The 17765-nt window shown below is 71.9% G+C and carries 15 protein-coding genes and 1 tRNA gene; 7 read left to right on the top strand and 9 right to left on the bottom strand.

Annotated features, from left to right (window positions below; all coding sequences use genetic code 11):
- Positions 1-259: 259 nt before the first annotated feature.
- Positions 260-1246: an ADP-ribosylglycohydrolase family protein gene (locus AB0I68_RS01150; RefSeq protein WP_363175051.1), complete on the bottom strand. Its 987-nt coding sequence runs from the start codon at positions 1244-1246 to the stop codon at positions 260-262.
- Positions 1247-1504: 258 nt separating this feature from the next.
- On the opposite strand from AB0I68_RS01150, the gene AB0I68_RS01145 reads away from it, so the two are divergent.
- The 3 genes from AB0I68_RS01145 (at position 1505) to AB0I68_RS01135 (ending at position 8696) form a co-directional block, all read left to right on the top strand.
- A complete protein-coding gene (locus AB0I68_RS01145) occupies positions 1505-2236 on the top strand; it encodes a VIT1/CCC1 transporter family protein (protein WP_363175050.1) in 732 nt (243 codons plus the stop codon).
- 438 nt (positions 2237-2674) lie between these two features.
- The gene (gltB, locus tag AB0I68_RS01140; protein ID WP_363175364.1) at positions 2675-7243 is read left to right on the top strand and encodes a glutamate synthase large subunit; all 4569 of its coding nucleotides are present in this window, start codon (positions 2675-2677) and stop codon (positions 7241-7243) included.
- Positions 7236-8696, top strand: a complete 1461-nt coding sequence (locus tag AB0I68_RS01135) for a glutamate synthase subunit beta (protein ID WP_363175049.1) — start codon at positions 7236-7238, stop codon at positions 8694-8696. The genes gltB and AB0I68_RS01135 overlap by 8 nt, the downstream gene beginning before the upstream one ends.
- A 311-nt stretch (positions 8697-9007) precedes the next feature.
- Here AB0I68_RS01135 and AB0I68_RS01130 read toward each other — a convergent pair whose 3' ends face one another.
- From AB0I68_RS01130 to AB0I68_RS01115, 4 genes are read right to left on the bottom strand one after another with little or no spacing between them, the layout of a single operon-like run.
- Positions 9008-9520, bottom strand: coding sequence for a hypothetical protein (locus AB0I68_RS01130; protein WP_363175048.1), 513 nt, complete (start codon positions 9518-9520; stop codon positions 9008-9010).
- Positions 9521-9522: 2 nt separating this feature from the next.
- Entirely contained in the window at positions 9523-10020 is a 498-nt protein-coding gene (locus tag AB0I68_RS01125) for a hypothetical protein (RefSeq protein ID WP_363175047.1), read from the bottom strand.
- 36 nt (positions 10021-10056) lie between these two features.
- Positions 10057-11340: a hypothetical protein gene (locus AB0I68_RS01120; protein ID WP_363175046.1), complete on the bottom strand. Its 1284-nt coding sequence runs from the start codon at positions 11338-11340 to the stop codon at positions 10057-10059.
- Positions 11341-11370: 30 nt separating this feature from the next.
- Positions 11371-11838: a hypothetical protein gene (locus tag AB0I68_RS01115; RefSeq protein ID WP_363175045.1), complete on the bottom strand. Its 468-nt coding sequence runs from the start codon at positions 11836-11838 to the stop codon at positions 11371-11373.
- 341 nt (positions 11839-12179) lie between these two features.
- On the opposite strand from AB0I68_RS01115, the gene AB0I68_RS01110 reads away from it, so the two are divergent.
- Positions 12180-13469 carry a DUF1906 domain-containing protein gene (locus AB0I68_RS01110; protein ID WP_363175044.1) on the top strand — a complete coding sequence of 430 codons (1290 nt, stop codon included), beginning with the start codon at positions 12180-12182 and terminating at the stop codon, positions 13467-13469.
- A 40-nt stretch (positions 13470-13509) separates the two neighbouring features.
- Here the strand turns inward: AB0I68_RS01110 and AB0I68_RS01105 are convergent, their stop codons facing one another.
- From AB0I68_RS01105 to AB0I68_RS01095, 3 genes are all read right to left on the bottom strand, one after another.
- The gene (locus AB0I68_RS01105) at positions 13510-14031 is read right to left on the bottom strand and encodes a pyridoxamine 5'-phosphate oxidase family protein (RefSeq protein ID WP_363175043.1); all 522 of its coding nucleotides are present in this window, start codon (positions 14029-14031) and stop codon (positions 13510-13512) included.
- A gap of 60 nt (positions 14032-14091) precedes the next feature.
- The gene (locus tag AB0I68_RS01100) at positions 14092-14820 is read right to left on the bottom strand and encodes a VWA domain-containing protein (RefSeq protein ID WP_363175041.1); all 729 of its coding nucleotides are present in this window, start codon (positions 14818-14820) and stop codon (positions 14092-14094) included.
- A 110-nt stretch (positions 14821-14930) separates the two neighbouring features.
- Positions 14931-15509: a PadR family transcriptional regulator gene (locus tag AB0I68_RS01095; RefSeq protein ID WP_363175040.1), complete on the bottom strand. Its 579-nt coding sequence runs from the start codon at positions 15507-15509 to the stop codon at positions 14931-14933.
- Between the two features lie 106 nt (positions 15510-15615).
- Here AB0I68_RS01095 and AB0I68_RS01090 point away from each other — a divergent pair, with 106 nt between their 5' ends.
- Complete coding sequence (locus AB0I68_RS01090) at positions 15616-16341, top strand: glucose 1-dehydrogenase (RefSeq protein WP_363175039.1); 726 nt, start codon at positions 15616-15618, stop codon at positions 16339-16341.
- On the top strand, positions 16338-17243 hold the full coding sequence (locus AB0I68_RS01085) for an alpha/beta hydrolase (RefSeq protein ID WP_363175038.1): 906 nt from the start codon (positions 16338-16340) through the stop codon (positions 17241-17243). The genes AB0I68_RS01090 and AB0I68_RS01085 overlap by 4 nt, the downstream gene beginning before the upstream one ends.
- Before the next feature lie 4 nt (positions 17244-17247).
- On the opposite strand, the gene AB0I68_RS01080 is transcribed toward AB0I68_RS01085, so the two are convergent.
- Positions 17248-17317, bottom strand: a tRNA-Val gene (locus AB0I68_RS01080).
- Between the two features lie 69 nt (positions 17318-17386).
- Here AB0I68_RS01080 and AB0I68_RS01075 point away from each other — a divergent pair.
- Positions 17387-17701: a hypothetical protein gene (locus tag AB0I68_RS01075; RefSeq protein WP_363175037.1), complete on the top strand. Its 315-nt coding sequence runs from the start codon at positions 17387-17389 to the stop codon at positions 17699-17701.
- The last annotated feature ends 64 nt before the right edge of the window (positions 17702-17765 follow it).

The following is a 17765-nucleotide window of genomic DNA, read 5'->3' as shown; positions in this document are numbered from 1 at the left end:
GCCGGGGTGCCGCCTGGGGCGGATGCCAGTGGCTGGGACGTGCCGGGTGTCGATGCGGGGGCCGGGGTGCCGCCTGGGGCGGATGCCAGTGGCTGGGACGTGCCGGGTGTCGATGCGGGGGCCGGGGTGCCGCCTGGGGCGGATGCCAGTGGCTGGGCCGGAGCCGTGGGCGGACCCGGATCCGCCCACGGGGCCGGGGCCGGCGGAGTCGGGTGCTGGTTGTGGGCTTCGCCCGGGGGCGGGGTTTCTGGGTCTGGGGTCATCGGGCCGGCTCGGTTTCCGGGGTGAGGAGGTCCGCGATGTCCAGGACGTGGTAGCCCCGCATCGAGGGGAGGCAGCTGCCCCGGACCGGGCCGATCGCCGCCGCCCAGGCCGCCGGGATCGCGGCGACTCCCGACAGGGCGCCGGAGAGGGCGCCCGCCACCGCCGCCGTGGTGTCCGCGTCGCGGCCCATGTTCACCGCCGTCAGCACCGAAGCGGTGAAGTCGCCGCCGCAGGCCGCGAAGGCCCCGAAGGCCAGGCCCACCGCCTCCGGGGCCAGGTCCGTCCACGGGTAGCCGCCGATCACCACCGCGGAGCGCACCGCCCGTTCGCCGCGCGGGGCCGCCGTGACGGCCCGGCGCAGCGAGCGGGCGGTCCAGGAGTCCGACGGGATGACGGACAGCGCGGCGGAGACCACGGACGCGGGGCTGCCGCCGGCCATCGCCGCGGCGACGCCGGCCGCCACCGCCTGGCCGCCGTAGATGCCCTCGCCGTCGTGGCTCACGCTGCCGTCGATCGCGACCAGCCGGGCGGCCTCGGCGGGGCGGCCCGCGGCGAACACCCCGAAGGGGGCCGCCCGCATCGCCAGGCCGTCCGACCAGGCGTGGCGGTGCTGTGCGGAGATGGGGGCCGCGAGCCCCCGGCGGAGGTTCTCCAGGGTGCCGCGCTCGCTGAAGCCCGCCCCGCGGAACGGCCCCTCGTCGAGGTCGGCGATCCAGTGGTGCCAGGCCCGCTCGACGTGCGAGACGGTCAGCGCCGACCCGTGGCGGGCCAGCAGCAGCCCCGAGAAGATCGCGTACTCGGTGTCGTCGGTGCCCGCCGGATCCTCCGACACGAAGCCCTCGATGCGGCCCCATTTCGCCCGGATCTCCGAGGGCTTCATGTTCTCGGCGGGGGCCCCCAGCGCGTCACCCGCCGCGAGGCCCAGAAGAGCGCCCCTGGCCCGTTCGAGGAGGACCTGCGGATGGGATGCAATCAGCTCCATGACGCGCCTCTCCATTTGATGGGACCCATCTTGAGCCCATGGGGGATTTGTGCCATGGCATGTGGTTTGTCGCTCGCCGCGAAACACCCCGCCCATACCCCCGTCACCCGGTCGCCGACCCGTGAAACCCCAGGTAAGTACGGCCTTCCTTGCTGGCGGGCGGCAGAAATCGTGCGTAGTTTCGAGGTGTTCAGGGGGAGTGGATGCCTGCGCGTCGCCTTCGCGTACCCACTCGTACGAAAAGGGGAGATACGCCGCATGTCCATCATCGACATCGAAGCACCGCTGCACACCGCCCACCGCGACAACCACACCCACCGCGACGTCAACGGCGGATGGCTGCGGCCGGCCGTCTTCGGTGCCATGGACGGGCTCGTCTCCAACCTCGCCCTGATGACCGGCGTGGCCGGCGGCGCCGTCGCCCCGCAGACCATCGTGATCACCGGGCTGGCGGGCCTCGCGGCCGGAGCCTTCTCGATGGCGGCCGGCGAGTACACCTCCGTCGCCTCGCAGCGCGAGCTGGTCCTCGCCGAACTCGACATAGAGCGCCAGCAGTTGCGCAAGCACCCCGTCGACGAGATGGAGGAGCTGGCCGAGCTGTACGTATCGCGCGGCGTCGAGCCGGCCCTCGCCCGCGAGGTCGCCATGCAGCTGTCCCGCGACCCCGAGCAGGCGCTGGAGATCCACGCCCGCGAGGAGCTCGGGATCGACCCCGACGACCTGCCGTCGCCGATGGTCGCCGCGGTCTCGTCCTTCGGCTCCTTCGCGCTGGGCGCGCTGCTGCCCGTACTGCCGTACCTGCTCGGCGCCACGTCCCTGTGGCCCGCGGTGCTGCTCGCGCTGGCCGGGCTCTTCGCCTGCGGCGCGGTCGTCTCCCGGGTCACCGCGCGGACCTGGTGGTACAGCGGCCTGCGGCAGCTGCTGCTCGGCGGCGCGGCCGCCGGTGTGACGTACGTCCTGGGAACCTGGATCGGCGGAGCCGTAGGCTGACGCCGCAGGCAGTGGCACACTATGCGGCGTGCTGCATAAGTAGTTCGTTACCCGGCGGTTTCGACTCCGTGTCCGCCGGGCATCAGACCAGGGCGCTCAGAGGCAACGATGCCTCCGGTGCCGGGACCTTCACCGGGCGACCCCTGATATGTCGTGAATCCTTGAGTTCTTGGGTGCTGAGCACTTCCGTCCTTTGAATCCTCGGGTCTCCGCTAAGTCCCCCTTTTTTCTGCTTATTTCGCTGCGCGCAGTGTCCGCATGGTGAAACGCCGTATCCGCTTCTCGGGATAGACGTCATCATGTAACCTGCACGAAATTTCGCAGAGGGCCAACGTCGTCCCTCGGCTATGCACATATGCCACGACGACGACGGGAGAGCCGATGCGTTCCGCATCCACGCACTCCGCGACCGGCCTCAGCACCACCGCCTGGTCGCCCATGGACGGTCGCCCCGCCCAGCAGGGCATGTACGACCCGCGCAACGAGAAGGACGCCTGCGGCGTCGGATTCGTGGCGAACCTCACCGGCGAGGCCACCCACACCCTCGTTGAGCAGGCCCTGACCGTATTGCGGAACCTCGAGCACCGCGGCGCCACCGGCTCCGAGCCCGACTCGGGCGACGGCGCCGGAATCCTCTCCCAGGTCCCCGACGCGTTCCTGCGCGAGGTGGCCGGCTTCGAGCTCCCCGAGGCCGGCGCGTACGCCGTCGGCATCGCCTTCCTCCCCGCCGACGGCACCGCACAGGCCGTCGCCGTGGAGCAGATCGAGGCCATCGCCGCCGAGGAGAACCTGACGGTTCTCGGCTGGCGCGAGGTCCCGGTCACCCCTGACCTGCTCGGCAACGGCGCCCGCGCCACCATGCCGGCCTTCTCGCAGCTCTTCGTGAGTGGGGGCACCTCCCGGACGGAGTCCGGGGGAGGCAGCACGGGCATCGAGCTGGACCGCAAGGCGTTCGTGCTGCGCAAGCGCGCCGAGCGCGAGGCCGGGGTCTACTTCCCCTCGCTCTCCGCCCGCACCATCGTCTACAAGGGCATGCTGACCACCGGCCAGCTCGAGCCCTTCTTCCCGGACCTCTCCGACCGCCGCTTCGCCTCGACGCTGGCCCTGGTCCACTCGCGGTTCTCGACGAACACCTTCCCGTCCTGGCCGCTGGCCCACCCGTACCGCTTCGTCGCGCACAACGGCGAGATCAACACGGTCAAGGGCAACCGCAACTGGATGAAGGCCCGCGAGTCCCAGCTGGCCTCCGGCGTCTTCGGCGACGGCGCGCTGGAGCGGATCTTCCCGATCTGCACCCCCGACGCCTCCGACTCGGCCTCCTTCGACGAGGTCCTGGAGCTCCTGCACCTCGGCGGCCGCTCGCTGCCGCACAGCGTGCTGATGATGATCCCGGAGGCGTGGGAGAACCACACCTCCATGGACCCGGCCCGCCGCGCGTTCTACCAGTACCACTCCACGCTGATGGAGCCCTGGGACGGCCCGGCCTGCGTCACCTTCACCGACGGCACCCAGGTCGGCGCGGTCCTCGACCGCAACGGTCTGCGCCCCGGCCGCTACTGGGTCACCGACGACGGCCTCGTCGTCCTCGGCTCCGAGGTCGGCGTGCTCGACATCGACCCGGCCAAGGTCGTCCGCAAGGGCCGCCTCCAGCCCGGCAAGATGTTCCTCGTCGACACCGCCCAGAAGCGGATCATCGAGGACGACGAGATCAAGGCCGAGCTGGCCGGCGCCGCCCCGTACGCCGAATGGCTCGAGACCGGCGAGATCGAGCTGACGGACCTGCCCGAGCGCGAGCACATCGTGCACACCCACGCCTCGGTCACCCGCCGCCAGCAGACCTTCGGCTACACCGAGGAAGAGCTGCGCGTCATCCTCGCGCCGATGGCCCGTACCGGCGGCGAGCCGCTCGGCTCCATGGGCACGGACTCCCCGATCGCGGCGCTGTCCGAGCGCCCCCGGCTGCTCTTCGACTACTTCACGCAGCTCTTCGCGCAGGTCACGAACCCGCCGCTGGACGCCATCCGCGAGGAGCTCGTCACCTCGCTGCTGTCCTCGCTGGGCCCGCAGGGCAACCTGCTGGAGCCGAACGCCGCGTCCTGCCGCAGCGTCACCCTGCCCTTCCCGGTGATCGACAACGACGAGCTGGCCAAGCTCATCCACGTCAACGCCGACGGCGACATGCCGGGCATGAAGGCCGCCACCCTCTCGGGCCTCTACCGGGTCTCCGGCGGCGGCGAGGCACTGGCAGCCCGCCTGGAGGAGATCCGCGGCGAGGTCGACGCGGCCATCGCGAACGGCGCCCACCTGATCGTCCTCTCGGACCGCCACTCGGACGCCGAGCACGCGCCGATCCCGTCGCTGCTGCTCACCTCCGCCGTGCACCACCACCTCATCGCCACCAAGCAGCGCACCCAGGTGGGCCTGCTGGTCGAGGCCGGTGACGTCCGCGAGGTCCACCACGTCGCGCTGCTCATCGGCTACGGCGCCGCGGCCGTGAACCCGTACCTCGCCATGGAGTCCGTCGAGGACCTGCTGCGCGCCGGTACGTTCCTGTCCGGACTGGAGCCGGAGCAGGCCATCAAGAACCTGATCTACGCGCTCGGCAAGGGCGTCCTGAAGGTCATGTCCAAGATGGGCATCTCCACCGTCGCCTCCTACCGCGGCGCCCAGGTCTTCGAGGCCGTCGGCCTGAACGAGGAGTTCGTCGCGGCGTACTTCCAGGGCACCGCCACCAAGATCGGCGGCGCCGGCCTGGACGTCATCGCCAAGGAGGTGGCCGCCCGCCACGCCAAGGCGTACCCGGTCTCCGGCATCGCGGCCACGCACCGCGCGCTGGAGATCGGCGGCGAGTACCAGTGGCGCCGCGAGGGCGAGCCGCACCTGTTCGACCCGGAGACGGTCTTCCGCCTCCAGCACGCCACCCGCAACCGCCGGTACGACATCTTCAAGAAGTACACGGACCGGGTGAACGAGCAGTCCGAGCGGCTGATGACGCTCCGCGGGCTCTTCGGCTTCAAGAGCGAGGACCGCCCGTCGATCTCCATCGACGAGGTCGAGTCGGTCTCCGAGATCGTCAAGCGCTTCTCCACCGGCGCCATGTCGTACGGCTCCATCTCGCGCGAGGCCCACGAGACCCTCGCCATCGCCATGAACCAGCTGGGCGGCAAGTCCAACACCGGTGAGGGCGGCGAGGACCCGGACCGCCTGTACGACCCGGCGCGCCGCTCGTCGATCAAGCAGGTCGCCTCCGGCCGCTTCGGCGTCACGAGCGAGTACCTGGTCAACGCGGACGACATCCAGATCAAGATGGCCCAGGGCGCCAAGCCCGGCGAGGGCGGCCAGCTGCCCGGCCACAAGGTCTACCCGTGGGTCGCCAAGACCCGGCACTCCACCCCGGGTGTCGGCCTGATCTCCCCGCCGCCGCACCACGACATCTACTCCATCGAGGACCTGGCTCAGCTGATCCACGACCTCAAGAACGCCAACCCGGCCGCACGCATCCACGTGAAGCTGGTGTCGGAGGTCGGCGTCGGCACCGTCGCCGCGGGCGTCTCCAAGGCCCACGCGGACGTCGTCCTGATCTCCGGCCACGACGGCGGTACGGGCGCCTCCCCGCTCACCTCGCTCAAGCACGCGGGCGGCCCCTGGGAGCTCGGCCTCGCCGAGACCCAGCAGACCCTGCTGCTCAACGGGCTGCGCGACCGCATCGTGGTCCAGACGGACGGCCAGCTCAAGACCGGCCGCGACGTCGTCATCGCCGCGCTGCTCGGCGCCGAGGAGTTCGGTTTCGCGACCGCGCCGCTCGTCGTCTCCGGCTGCGTCATGATGCGCGTCTGCCACCTGGACACCTGCCCGGTCGGCATCGCCACGCAGAACCCGGTCCTGCGCGAGCGCTTCTCCGGCAAGGCCGAGTTCGTCGTCAACTTCTTCGAGTTCATCGCGGAGGAGGTGCGCGAGCTCCTCGCCGAGCTGGGCTTCCGTACGATCGAGGAGGCCGTCGGCCACGCCGAGCTCCTCGACACCAGCAAGGCCGTCACGCACTGGAAGGCGCAGGGCCTCGATCTCGAGCCCCTCTTCTACGTGCCGGAGCTGCCCGAGGGCGCGGTCCGCCACGCCCTGATCGAGCAGGACCACGGCCTGGAGAAGGCCCTCGACAACGAGCTGATCGAGCTCGCGGCCGACGCGCTGAACGCCGACTCCGCCGAGGCGGCCCAGCCGGTCCGCGCCCAGGTCGCCATCCGGAACATCAACCGGACCGTCGGCACCATGCTCGGCCACGAGGTCACCAAGAAGTTCGGCGGTGCGGGCCTGCCCGACAACACCATCGACCTGACCTTCACCGGCTCGGCCGGCCAGTCCTTCGGCGCCTTCCTGCCGAAGGGCATCACCCTCCGCCTGGAGGGCGACGCCAACGACTACGTCGGCAAGGGCCTGTCGGGCGGCCGGCTCGTGGTCCGCCCGGACCGCGGCGCCGACCACCTCGCCGAGTACTCGACCATCGCCGGCAACACCATCGGCTACGGCGCCACCGGCGGCGAGATGTTCCTGCGCGGCCGCACCGGCGAGCGCTTCTGCGTCCGCAACTCCGGTGCCCTGGTCGTCTCGGAGGGCGTGGGCGACCACGGCTGCGAGTACATGACCGGCGGCAGCGCCGTCGTACTCGGCGAGACGGGCCGCAACTTCGCGGCCGGCATGTCGGGCGGCGTCGCGTACGTCGTCGACCTCGACGTCAACAACGTCAACGTCGGCAACGTGGGCGCCATAGAGGCCCTGTCCGACGCCGACAAGCAGTGGCTGCACGATGTGGTGCGCCGCCACGAGCAGGAGACCGGCTCGACCGTGGCCGCGAAGCTCCTGGCTGACTGGTCCGTCTCGGCGGAACGCTTCAGCAAGATCATCCCGACCACGTACAAGGCAGTGCTCGCCGCCAAGGACGCCGCTGAGCTGGCCGGACTCTCGGAGTCCGAGACCACGGAGAAGATGATGGAGGCGGCGACCCATGGCTGACCCGAAGGGCTTCCTCACCACCCAGCGCGAGACCGCCTGTACCCGTCCGGTCGCCGACCGGCTGAAGGACTGGAACGAGGTCTACGTCCCGGGCTCGCTGCTCCCGATCATCAGCAAGCAGGCCGGGCGCTGCATGGACTGCGGCATCCCGTTCTGCCACAACGGGTGCCCGCTCGGGAACCTGATCCCGGAGTGGAACGACTTCGCGTACCGCGAGGACTGGTCGGCGGCTTCCGAGCGCCTGCACGCCACGAACAACTTCCCGGAGTTCACGGGCCGCCTGTGCCCCGCCCCGTGCGAGTCGGCGTGTGTGCTCGGCATCAACCAGCCGGCCGTCACGATCAAGAACGTCGAAGTCTCGATCATCGACACGGCGTGGGACAACGGCAGCGTCACCCCGCAGGCGCCCGAGCGGCTGTCCGGCAAGACGGCGGCCGTCATCGGCTCGGGCCCCGCGGGTCTGGCCGCGGCCCAGCAGCTGACCCGGGCCGGCCACACCGTGGTGGTGTACGAGCGCGCGGACCGCATCGGCGGCCTGCTCCGCTACGGCATCCCCGAGTTCAAGATGGAGAAGGTGCACATCAACCGCCGCATCGAGCAGATGCGCGCGGAGGGCACCAAGTTCCGCACCGGCATCGAGATCGGCCGCGACCTGTCCGCGACCGACCTGCGCAAGCGGTTCGACGCGGTCGTCATCGCGGCCGGCGCCACGGTCTCCCGCGACCTGCCGGTCCCGGGCCGCGACCTGCGCGGGATCCACTTCGCGATGGAGTACCTGCCGCTGGCCAACAAGGTCCAGGAGGGCGACTTCGTGGCGCCCCCCATCACGGCCGAGGGCAAGCACGTGGTCGTCATCGGCGGCGGCGACACGGGCGCGGACTGCGTGGGCACCGCCCACCGCCAGGGCGCGGCCTCGGTCACGCAGCTGGAGATCATGCCGAAGCCCGGCGAGGAGCGGAACGCGAACCAGCCCTGGCCGACGTTCCCGATGCTGTACAAGGTCACCTCGGCGCACGAGGAGGGCGGCGAGCGGGTCTACTCCGTCTCCACCACCCACTTCGAGGGCGACGAGGACGGCAACGTCCAGGCCCTGCACCTGGTCGAGGTCGAGTTCGTGGACGGCAAGCTGACCCAGAAGCCCGGCACCGAGCGGGTCCTCCCGGCCCAGCTCGTCACCCTGGCCATGGGCTTCACGGGCACCGACCGGTCCAACGGCCTGGTCGAGCAGTTCGGCCTGGACCTCGACGAGCGCGGCAACGTCGCCCGCGACGCGTCGTACGCGACCAACGTGGACGGCGTCTTCGTCGCCGGCGACGCGGGCCGCGGCCAGTCCCTGATCGTCTGGGCGATCGCGGAGGGCCGCTCGGCCGCCCGCGGCGTGGACCGCTTCCTGACCGGCAGCAGCACCCTCCCGTACCCGGTCAAGCCGACGGACCGCTCCCTGATGGTCTGACCCCCACGCCACGCTCGCACCGCTCGGCCGCAGGCGGCCTCCCGGGCATCGCCCGGCTGCGCCGCCCTCCGGCCGGCGGTGCGTGGCCGGCGCCCCAGCAAGGCCCCTCCCCTCGGGGAGGACCCCTCATACGGTCCGTACAACGGCGTGCGGAACTCTGACACGGCGCCCGTCATGTCCCCGACCAGGGATGACGGGCGCTGTGGCGTGTTGCGGGCCGGGGTCGCGCACGGCGGCGGGGTGAGACGCTCGGCCGCCGACGGGTCCGGCTCCCGGTGCCGGGCGGCCCTGCGGGCCCGGGCCGCGCCGGTTCACAGCCTGAACAGCACTCCGCGCCAGGTCCATCCCGCGCCGAGGACCGCCTTCTGCAGGGGGACCTTCATCTCCTGCGTGTCGAAGCTGAAATCCTCGACCATGTGCCGGCGGCCGTCGGGTCCCCGCTCGATCGTCCACCGCTTGGACACCGTGGTCACCTGCCCTCTGCTGTACTCGGCCGACGTGGCCAGCCTGGGGGTGTCCCCGACCCAGGTGACCTCCAGCTGCTCGTCGAGGGCCCGCACCTCGTGCTTGCCGGGGACCAGGCGCATCCTGGTCTTGAGGGTCCGGTCCAGCCGGGACGTGAGGAAGAAGGTGCGCCAGGCGGGCTCCAGGACCCGCCACTCCGCCACCAGGTCGGCCTTCTCCGCGGGCCGGGCGGTGCGCACGACGTACGGTTTGTCCGGGCTGTTGATCGCGAGCAGCGCCTCCCGGACCTCCGGGGCGGACAGCGGTGCGGCGCCGCCGTCCGGGTACTGGGTGCCGGTGAACCTGTCCAACAGACCCATCGTCAGGTCTCCGTTCCGGTGTCCGGGCGTACGGTGCGCAGGAACCCCTGGAAGTCCGCCAGGACGCTGTCGTGCTGTGCGGCGGTGGCGGTCAGGATCAACCGGATCAGCGCGCGCTTGTGCGGGTCCGTGAGATCCGTGATGGCCATGTAGACCTGGGACTGGACGAGGTCGCGGCGCACGCCGGCGACGACGGCCGTCAGGGCCAGGCGCTGCGTCAGGCCCGGCGAGGCCGCGGAGCCGATCTCGCGGCGGGCGACCACCGTCACGGACTCGGCGGCCCCGCGCACACGCGCCACCGAAGCGTCGGCGAGCTCCTCCAGCGTCGTCTCGTCCGGCAGGAAGTCGCCGTCGACGGTGATGTTGGCGGTGAACCCGTCATCCGGCTGGGGATGCAGGGCGATGAAGGCCACTTCCGGAGCGCCGACCTCGTCCGGCGGCGCCGCCTGCCAGCCCTCCGGCAGGCTGAATTCGATCGGCACGGGCAGTGTCGTGGGCATCTGGGGCCTTCCTTCCGTGGAGACGGGAAACGTACATCAGTCGAACCAACTGCCGACCGCGTCGGCGGCATCGCCGAAGGCATCGCTCACCTTGTGGGGGTCGATCGTGAACTCCCCTCCCACGGAGCCGCCCAGCCCGAGGGCGAGACCCACCTTGCCGCCGACGTGCCACTTGCCGTCGTCTTCCTTGCCGAAGGTCACCTTGGCCTCCGCTCCCGCGCCGGCCCAGCCCTCGGCCGTGCCGCCGGCGCCGATGCCGGCGAGCTCGCCGCCTCCGGCGACGCTGGCCTTCGCGCCGGCGAACGCCTTCGCGCCGGCGTTGAGGCCGTCCTGGCCCGCCCCGGCACTGACCGCTGCCTCGCCACCGGCGAAGACCTCGGTCCGCTCGTAGGCGCCGAGGTACCCGTACTCGGCCTTGCCCCCCACCAATTCCCGGATTCCCGCAGACACCTCGGCCTTGCCGGTGAGGCCCTTGTTGGTGAAACCGTAGTTCGCGGTGGACCTGGCTCCGCCGTAGACGTCGTAGACCCCGGAGAAGTCGATCCCGCCCTTGGTCGACTTCCCCTCCGCGTTCAGGTGGAAGAGGTCGGCGTAGGCCTTGACCCCGCCCTCCTTGCCGTTCTTGACGCCGCTGATCGAGAAGCCCACATCGGGTCCGGTCACCTTGAGGGGGTCTTCGCGCGGCTTGACGTCGGACGCGTCGGCCTTCGCGGCCTGTGCGGCCTTCACGGCCTTCGTCAGGTCGCCCTCGGCGCCCGCGTTGAACCCGCTGAGCGACATGTCGGCGCCCTTGCCCAGAGCGTCCTTGTTGCTGTCCACGACGACGGCGTCGAGGGCCAGCTTGACGTTCTGGTCGAGCTCGGCGACGGCCTTCACCCGGTCGTCGACGTGCTGCTGCCACTTGGTGACGGCCGTGCGTATGGAGGCCTCGCCGTCGGGGTCGTGGTGGTAGGCGCTGCGCTCGGAGGCAGTGAGCCTGCTCCAGTCGAAGGCGACGTATCCCTGCTCCGAGACGGTCATGCCGGCGGCTATCGCGTCGTCGCGCGCGCTTTCGAGCTTCTGCTTGAGGTCGGTGAACTTCTCGTGCGCGTCCCGCAGCAGGCTTCCGATCGCCTTGGCCTGGATCTGCGCGGCCGAGTATTCGTAGCGGGTCCCCGCGAAACCCGACTTGGCGGAACCGGCGCTGACACCGGCCCAGCTGTCGCCCATGGTGATCTTCTGGACGGAGTCGCCGTAGCGGGTCTCGACCTTCTGCAGTTCGCCCGCCATCGCCTCCCACTTGCCTGCGGCCGTCGTCAGCAGGCCCAGATCCGTGGTCATGACCTCGTGGTAGTTCAGCACCGCAGCCCCCTAGAAACCGTTCAGCTTCGACTGCGTGCCGAACTGGTTGTACACAGCGGTGTCATTGCGTACGAAGAGACCCGAGGCCCCGCGCAGTGCGGTCTTCTCCGCGTCCAGACGGGCCATCAGGTTCTTCACCTGCTGGTCCCAGGTGTCCGACACCTTCTTCAGACCGGCGGCGGTGTCCCACCCGTCGAAGCCCTTGTGGGCGGCGTTGGTGGCGTCGTCCGCGTGCTCCGCGGCCTTCTTCGTGTTCGGCTGCAGCTCGTTCTCGATCGTGCCCGCCGCCGCCTGCTTGTCCGCCGGCGTCGAGGCGAAGTCGCCAGGCCCCTTGCCCGGAGCGAACGGCCCGTACACGGGCGGAGCCGACGGCCCCGGACCCGAGGGCTCCGTCGGCACATGGTTCAGCCGCATGCCCACGTGCTGGTCCGCGACGCCTGCGCCCGAACCCCACTCCTGATCGAAATTTCCCGCCATGTTCGGCCTCCCCGTCGGCAAGAGTTCGATCATATGCACGGCTCTCGCGCGCGCACCAAGCCGCCTGCGTCACCAACTCGCGAGCCAGAAGAAGAGTGGTGTGCGGGTACGCCTTCCGGGGCGTCACGTGACGGGGCCGACACCGGTCGCTCGTGCGGGTGACCCCCGGCAGGGTGCTGCCGGGAGCGCCGCCGTGCTGCGGCGCCGGCCGGCCCGGCGGTACCGGGGACTTCGGGCCCCGGCTGGGCGGAGCGAGGCCGGCGGCGTGTAGGCCGGACGGGCCAAGTGGGCAGTGGAAGCGCGGCAGTTCGGGGCGGCTGCGTCTGGTAACTGTGGGGCGCATGCCCTCCAAATCGATGTTGTCCTGCCTGCTCGGCGCCGCTCTGCTCGCGCCCGCCTTGCCCGCCGTCGCCGACGGGCCGGCCCCGGCAACCATCGACTACCACGGGCTGCGCCTCACCGTCCCCGGCCACTGGCGGGTCGTCGACCTCGAGCGAAACCCCGACACCTGCCTGCGCCTGGACCTGCCCACCCTGTACCTCGGGCACGCCGGCACACAGGCCGAATGCACCGGCCGGGCCGTCCGCACCCGCGCCGACACCCTGCACCTGGAGCCGCTCGACGGGGCCCCGCCGCGCGCCGACATCCCGACCCTGCGGGCCGAGGGCCCCGGCGGGATCCCGGAGCCGCAGGGCCACAGCAACGAGGTCCGGTACGCCCTGCGCCGGTCCGGGGTGATGGCCACCGTCTCGTACGGGACCGCGCCCGACGCCGTACGCGACCTCCTGGCGCGGGCCCGAACCGCGGGCGGCGCCGCGGCGGGGGCGGGCGGCGCCCCCGCCGACCCCGCGTCGGCCGTCGCCGGCCCGAAGCCCGTCGCCGGCCAGGAGCCCTTCACCGGAGCCGGCTTCGACGCCTGCACCGCCCCGGCCCAGGGCGCCATGGACAGCTGGCGGGCCGCATCCCCCTTCGGCGCCGTCGGCATCTACATCGGCGGCCGGGCCCGGGCCTGCGCCCAGCCGCAGCTCACCGCCGGCTGGGTCCGGCAGCAGGCCGAGGCGGGCTGGCACCTGATGCCGCTCTGGGTCGGCCCGCAGCCCTGGCACAACGCCGTCACCGGCCTGTCCACCGACCCCTCCGAGGCCAACGAGCAGGGCAAGGAAGCCGCCGACGGCGCCGCCCAGGCGGCCGGGGCGCTGGGTCTGGCCGAGGGCACGGTGCTCTACAACGACCTCGAGAACTACACGGACCGCACCACCTGGGACCCCCCGGTCGTCGCCTACCTCACCGCCTGGACGGTCCGGCTGCACGAGCTCGGCTACCGAGCGGCCGCCTACGTCGCGGCGAGCTCCGGGGCCAAGGCGCTCAGCGCCCACCACGACCAGGCCCCGTGGGCCATGCCCGACGTGCTGTGGGCCGCCTCCTGGAACGCCGAGGCCTCGGTCTCCGACGCCGACATGGGCCTGCCCGCCGGTACGCACCAGTGGGCCGGCCGGCGCCGCGCCCACCAGTACCGAGGCGGCCACGACGACACGTACGGCGGGGTCACGATCAACATCGACCGCAGCTGGATCGACATCGACCCCGCCGTTCTTCTCAGTCCCGCGCGGGCCGAGCCGGCCTTCGGCTAGTCGGCTAGTCGGCTAGTCGGCTCGTCAGTCAGTCAGGCAGTCAGCCGGCCGGCTCCTCGTGGGGCTCCTCGCGCGGCGGCTCGTCGTCGGTGCCCCGGCGGATGGTGCGCAGCCCGTGCGCCGGGGTCCACGAGCGCACCACCAGGTCCTCGCCCTCGACGCCGATGTGCACCACCTCCGTCAGGTCCGCGTGGAAGAGGTGGAAGGGGTGCGGGGTGTCCGTCTCCTCCGCGTACCGGTGCAGCTCGGGCGGGTCCACGAGCTCGATCGCGCGCCCGGAGATCCGTACGTCCCCGTCCGGCATCGTCTCGCCCGCGCCGGGATTGGTGTGCAGCGCGAAGCGCGGGTCGCGCTGCAGGTCCTTGGCCTTCATCGAGCCCGGCATCATGCCGAGCCACAGCTCGCCGCCGCGGATGTCGACATTGAGTCCGGCCAGCCGCGGGGAGCCGTCCTTGCGGAGGGTGCCGAGGACGTGGTGCGGGTACTGCGCGAAGCGGGCCTGGACGGCCGCCGCGAATTCCGGTTCCTGTTTCTCGAACGCTGCCCAGTTGTTCGTCGTCATACGCCCATCAAAGCGCCTGGCACCGGCCGTCGCCGTTCAGGCGCGCACGATGCCCGCCGCTCAGGTGCGCACGATGCCCGCCGCGCGGGCCGCCGCCAGCCAGGACGGGAACTCCATGACCAGCCGGTCGAACAGCACCGAGTCCGGCATCTCGCGCGGATCCGGCCCCGCGTGGAAATACCCTGCGTTGTCCACCACCCGCCGGGCCGGCACGGGCAGTTCGTCCAGCCGGCGCAGGAAGTCGAACTGGGTGCTGCGCGTCTGCCCGAAGCCGACGAACTGCCAGAACAGCGGGAGCCGGGCCGCCTTGCACAGGTACTTCTCCGCCGCCAGCTTGTTGACCGGGCCGCCGTCCGTCTGGAAGACGACGAGAGCGGGTTTCGCCGATCCCGAATCAAGATAGTGGTCGATCACCGCGTCCATCGCCGCGTGGTACGCCGTCTTGCCCATGTGGCCCAGGCGGGAGGCGATTTCCGCGATCCGCCCCTGGTGTCCGGCGAGCGGGATCTCCTCCACCGCGTCGACCTCGGTGGAGAAGAACACCACCGGCACGCGGCCGTCGTCGTCGAGGTGCGCGGACAGGCCCAGCACCCGGTCGGCGAGCGCCTGCACGGTGCCGTCCTGGTAGTACGGGCGCATCGACCCCGAGTAGTCCAGGACCAGGTACACCGAGGCGCGCCCGCCCTCCAGGCCGTGCTTGCGGAGCGAGAGCCCGGCGCTCTTGTAGAGGCTCACGAGCGCCGGAGCGGTCGCTTCCATCTTACGGAGGTCGATCGCGCTGCCCGTCATGGCCCGAGGGTACGTCAGCCTGAGGCGGTGAACCCCGGGCGTGCGCCAAGGCGCTCCCGGTGCGCGGAGTGCGCGCCGCTGCTCCGCTTCCGGCGCACCGACGGGCGCACCTACGGGCGCCTGCCCTCCAGCGCCGCGACGTCGTCGAGCGTGGCGGCCGCGAGGTCGCGCTCGGAGGCGTAGTACCGCTCGGCCCACTTGAGAGTGAGCGCCGGGTACGCCCAGGCGGCCTCGTCCTTCGCGCTCTCCGCGTCGGCCATCGCCCGCAGGCGCATCTTCTCCGCGAACTCCTGGTGCCGGAGCAGGACTTCACGCATCTGTCCGGGCTCCAGGAGGTGGCCCAGCCACAGCCGCAGCATCGGCCCGTGCTTGAGGACGGGCGGGTCGACCGGGGTCTCGCGGGCCCATGCCCGTACGGCTGCCGTGCCCTCGTCGGTGATCCGGTACACCCGCTTCTCGCGGGTTCCGGTCTCCTGCGCGACGAGTCGGGACGATGCGTAGCCGGCCTTCTCCAGGCGCTTGAGCTCGCTGTAGATCTGGCTGAAGGACGGGCTCCAGTAGAAGAAGCGCAGCGACCGGTCCGACCACTTCTTCAGGTCGTAGCCGGAGAGTTCCTCTCCGAAGGAGAGCAGCCCGAGCACCGCCCAGCTGGTCGCCGGGAGGGTGCGCTTGGTCGTCTCGTCTGCCACGCACCGCAGTCTACGACCGGTCTCCGCGGCAACCCTTCCTCCCTCACGATATGCCTGTTAGGAGTATGCCTATGAGAAATAACTAGGCGAACTGGAGGGCTGACGGGTGGTCTCGCTGGACGGGAAGGTCGTCGTCGTCACGGGCGCCGGACGCGGGCAGGGCGCGGCGGAGGCCCGGCTGTGCGCGGAGGCCGGCGCGCGGGTGGTCGTCACGGACGTACGGGAGGAGGAGGGCCGGGCGGTCGCGTCCTCGCTGGGGGACCAGGGGCTGTACGTACGGCACGACGTGGCCGAGGCGGACAGCTGGGCGGAGGTCGTACGGGAGGCCGTGCGCGCCTTCGGCACGGTCTCGGCGCTGGTCAACAATGCGGCGGTGTGGCGCACGGCCCACGTGGAGCGGCAGCGGCCCGAGGAGTTCGAGGCGCTGCTGCGGGTGAACCTGCTGGGGCCGTTCCTGGGGATCCGGGCGGTGGCTCCGGTGCTGCGGGCGGGCGGGGGCGGCTCGATCGTGAACATCTCCTCCACGGCCGGGCTGGTCGGCATCCCGGGCCACGCGGCGTACGGGTCCACCAAGTTCGGGCTGCGCGGGCTGACCCGGTCGGCGGCGCTGGACCTGGCGGGGGACCGGATCCGGGTCAACTCGGTGCATCCGGGGGCGATCGACACGCCGATGATCTCCGCGGTCTCCGGGCAGGACTGGACGCACGTGCCGCTGGGGCGGATGGGGCGGCCGGAGGAGGTGGGGGAGCTGGTGCTCTTCCTCTGCTCGGACGCGTCCTCGTACGTGACGGGCGCGGAGTTCGCGGTGGACGGGGGGATGACGGCGCGATGAGCGGCGGCGCGACGGGCGACTCCCTTTCTCCCGCGGCCCGGGGGCTGTGCGAGGCGATGACGGCGGCGTTCCCGGGGCCGGGGGACGTGACGGCCCTGCGGGCGGCGGCCGTGGGCGGCCGGTCGGCGGGCCCGGAGGTGGCCGCGGTCCGGGACGGCGACGCCTCGGGTGTCCCGGTCCGGATCCACGACCCCGCGCCGGGCTCGGCGGGCCGCCCTCTGGTGGTCTACTTCCACGGCGGGGGCTGGGTGATGTGCGGCCTCGACACGCACGACGCGGTGTGCCGGTCGCTGGCCGCGGGCTCGGGCGCGGTGGTGGTCTCCGCCGGCTACCGGCTCGCCCCCGAACACCCCTGGCCGGCGGCGCCGGACGACGCGCTGACGGTACTGCTGTGGGCGAGGTCCCGGGCGGTCGCGCTGGGCTGCGATCCGGGCCGGGTGGTGGTGGCGGGGGACTCCAGCGGGGGCAACCTGGCGGCGGTGACCGCGCTGCGGGCGCCCGAGCTGGTGGCGGGCCAGCTGCTGGTCTATCCGCCGCTGGATGCGGCGATGGAATCCGCGTCGGTGTCGCCGTACGGGCAGGGCCACTTCCACACCGCGGCCCACATGGCCTGGTACTGGGAACAGTACGGCGGCGACCCCGCGCACCCGCACGTCTCGCCGCTGCGGGCCCGCGACCTGTCGGGACTCCCGCGCACGCTGCTGGTGCTGGCGGACTGCGATCTGCTGCGGGACGAGGGCCTGGCGTACGCGCGCCGGCTGGGCGCGGCGGGGGTGGACTGCACGGTCCACCTGTACCCGGGAGTCTTCCACGGGTTCCTGGGCCTGCCGCTGCCGGCCGGAGGGGCGGCCCTGGCGGCCGCCGCGGCCTGGCTCGGGACCACGGGGCACGAAGCGAGGTAGGGGGCGGGGCGGCCGGATTCGAACCGGCGTCCTCCTCCATGTCGTGGAGGCGCACTGCCTCTGTGTGCGGCCCCGTCCTTGCGGTGGGTCTCAGCCGGAGGTCCGGCGGGGGTGCGCGCGGATATCCCCGGCATGATGTGCTCATGTCGATGTTGCTCCGCAACTTCCTTGTCCTGGCCGTGGAGTTCGGCGCCGCGCTGCTGCTGCGCGAGCCCGACGCCCCCTGGATCCCGGTCCTGCTGGCCGTCTTCGTCGTCGGCTCGGGCGTACTGCACGGCACCGAGGCCGAGTTCGTGCCCCGCTTCCTGGTCGCGCTGGCCGCGGTCGGCGTCGCTGAACTGGGCGGCCGGGCCTGGGCCTCGCCGGACGCCCTCCCGACGGCCGGAACCGGGGCCGCGATCCTGCTGGCCGTCCAGACGCTGACCCTGGTCCGCTACTCCCTGCGCCGCCGCGGCTGAACCGAAACCTGCGGCCGAGTGCAAAGGCCTGGCGCTGGGGGCGGGGATCGAAAACAATGGCCGC

This window comes from Streptomyces sp. NPDC050448 (assembly GCF_040655295.1).
In the GTDB taxonomy this organism is placed as follows: domain Bacteria; phylum Actinomycetota; class Actinomycetes; order Streptomycetales; family Streptomycetaceae; genus Streptomyces.
The sequence above is the reverse complement of the archived record's forward strand: the minus strand, read 5'-3'. Positions and strand labels throughout refer to the sequence as shown.